Annotated in this window: 1 protein-coding gene and 1 pseudogene; both read right to left on the reverse strand. The window is 39.3% G+C overall.

Annotated elements, in window-relative coordinates; genetic code table 11:
• A pseudogene (locus H569_RS20860) lies at positions 1-893 on the reverse strand (hypothetical protein); the annotation flags it as partial.
• 331 nt (positions 894-1,224) lie between these two features.
• On the reverse strand, positions 1,225-2,319 hold the full coding sequence (locus tag H569_RS0116985) for a TolC family protein (protein WP_027365957.1): 1,095 nt from the start codon (positions 2,317-2,319) through the stop codon (positions 1,225-1,227).
• Positions 2,320-2,598: the final 279 nt, after the last annotated feature.

The raw sequence follows: 2,598 nt of genomic DNA on the forward strand, positions 1-2,598 counted from the left end.
ACTGATTCATCAACACGAATGGTTGTCGTGTCGTTGTCGCTGAATGTGGGGTCATCTGTTACTACGATGTCAACGTCACCGGATCCAACGCGACCGATGGGAATTTGACCGGACGATATACCGCTGCCGCTGGGGGCGCTTACATTCACCATAATATCGCCGTCAAAGCCATCTTTTACATATATCGATCCGTTATGAATAAACTCATATACATCCAGCGACTGGCTCGGGTTTACAAACCACCCATAAGATGGTGTACCATCTGGTTCATTACCAATAACCTCAACTTTTATTTCATAATCACTTAGTTTGGTAACATGCATACCGGTCTTGAGATAATATCCGTCGCCGCCCCTATGACCAGCTGGGTTGTATTCATAAAGGCCGCTGTAATCACCCAGGTATTGAAGCGGAAATTCAAAATAGTTGTAATCGCCGCCGAGTCTAACGGATTTTGTTACCGGCACACTCATAAAGAGCACAATCGAATTTGGATATACTACACCCGTTAAATTACCAGAGTTATCTTTTTGATAGTATTTACCATCCGAGTGCATTTCATATTTAACACCATCTATTGTCACTGTATTCCAATCATCAATGGTGTATACGCTGCCTGCAACTGTTTGTGAATTCATTGTATGATTAACATCTTTGTCCCTTAAGAATTTAAAATCCTTGGGTAGCGATATTGAAGCTGTATCGCCGCCTTTAAGTTTGCCTGCCGTACTTTGCATAAAAACGGTTCCCAGTTCGGCCCGTTCTCCATCGTTAACAGTCGGTATATTGAGCACTTCAGCATTGCTGGCAAACGCTGCCAAAGGTAAAATAACAGTAAAAACCAAGGCTAAAATGATAAATATAGAAATTTTTCTATTTACCAACTTTTCCAAAAAATTCACTCCTCCTTTTCAGTATTTTGGCATCTTCAATAACAGCTACAATATTAATTCAGTTTTTTTCCTTTTTCATTGCCACCCCCTTTTTTATTGACTGATTATTCATTCACTTTATTTACCACCTCCATATTTTTTATAAGGAACAACATTTCTACATTTTATAATATTTCAATTTTTTATTATTTACGCAATTTTTCTTATTCAACACAATCTTCGCATTTCCTTCCAGAATAAATACGTTTGAAAAAATAATTTTTATAAATTTAAATAAAAAAAGAGCGATTTACGCTCTGCATCAATAATAAGGATATATCTCCACGAAAATTCATATTATGTTTTTACCGGTCATGCTTTTGAATGTGGCTACCATTATGGCGTTTTTGTATTTTAATAACTCTATATTCATCTGGTTTTTAGCCAGATTAGCCTGAACAGTTTGTACGTCCATTTTAGTAGCCATTCCCACATCATATTTTACCTTTGTAACCCTTAGCAATTCCTCCAAACTTTCATTTGCCGCCACAAGGGTCTTGTATTGTTCAGCCAGCGCCAGTATATCTTTATAAAGTGTCTGAACACCTTCTTTTATTTGTTTTTGAGCGTCCTGTGCATTTTGTTCCGCGATATCGACATCGTATTTCTCAACTTTGTATGATCCAAGCTGGCCGGATCCCGGACCGTAATTAAAATATCTGAGGTCCATTTTTTGCAACGTAACTAATTGTTCCAGGTACCAGAGATTTTCGCTGCTGGTTTCAGCCCGGTTTACTTCGGCATCAATATTATCTACTTTAAATTCTTCAAACTCAATATCATCTTGAAGCACCGGCCTGTCTTCAGGCCATAAACCTATAAGGCTGTTTAATTCTATATATGCTTTGTCAAGATTTTCCCTGGCCACATTCACTGAGGATTCAGATACGCTGGCACCGGACTGCGCGCCAATCAATTCAGGTTTAGACGTTGTACCCACTTGATAACTTAATTTTGCCAGCCGCTCTGCCAGTTTATCCTTTTCCAGTGCTATTTCGGCATATTTAAGATTCTCTTCAGCCATAAGTACATTTATATACTTGGTATATGCATCCAGGCTGATCTGCTTTTTCGTCTGATCCAGCATTTTACCTTTCATTAGATAATTTAAGCTGGACTGCATCAGTGCAGTATATTTGGCTTCAGTTGCAGGGTCGGTTGCACCGTCCGGTATCACATTAAAATTGTCTTTCGCATCTTCTCTTTTTTCCCAGGCCTGTTGTTTTTCATAATCTTTGCTTTTTAGCGACTGGCTGTTGGCCAACGCCATATCTATTACTTTTTGCAAATCCAGCTGCGGAGTGGCGGGTTCCCGCGCCAAAGCCGCAGTTGTAAATCCGCCAAGCAGCACTGCTAAAGTTAATATAATTACAACTGTCTTCCTCATTTGATACCACCTTTCGATGCTGTATTAATAGTTAAGCTGGTTAATTATTTAACACTTATAGTATACAAAGGAATTCTTTTCAGGTCAATACAATGTGTTCAGGCATAATTAATTAATTATAGAAATAAGCCCTGGCCGTAAGACCGGGGCTTATTTCTTGTTTATATGCTACCTAATTACTTTACTATTTGACAGTCAGCGTGGCGGTCTTGGTTGTGTTATCCCAGCTGGCTGCGGCGCCAAGGGCAATACCGGCTTGGGACAGGGACACGAATGTCC

It is taken from the genome of Desulfotruncus alcoholivorax DSM 16058, from assembly GCF_000430885.1.
Lineage (GTDB): Bacteria > Bacillota > Desulfotomaculia > Desulfotomaculales > Desulfallaceae > Desulfotruncus > Desulfotruncus alcoholivorax.

Excerpts from the sequence above, each read along its gene's own strand:
- H569_RS0116985 (WP_027365957.1), bottom strand. The coding sequence starts at position 2,319 with ATGAGGAAGACAGTTGTAATTATATTAACTTTAGCAGTGCTGCTTGGC.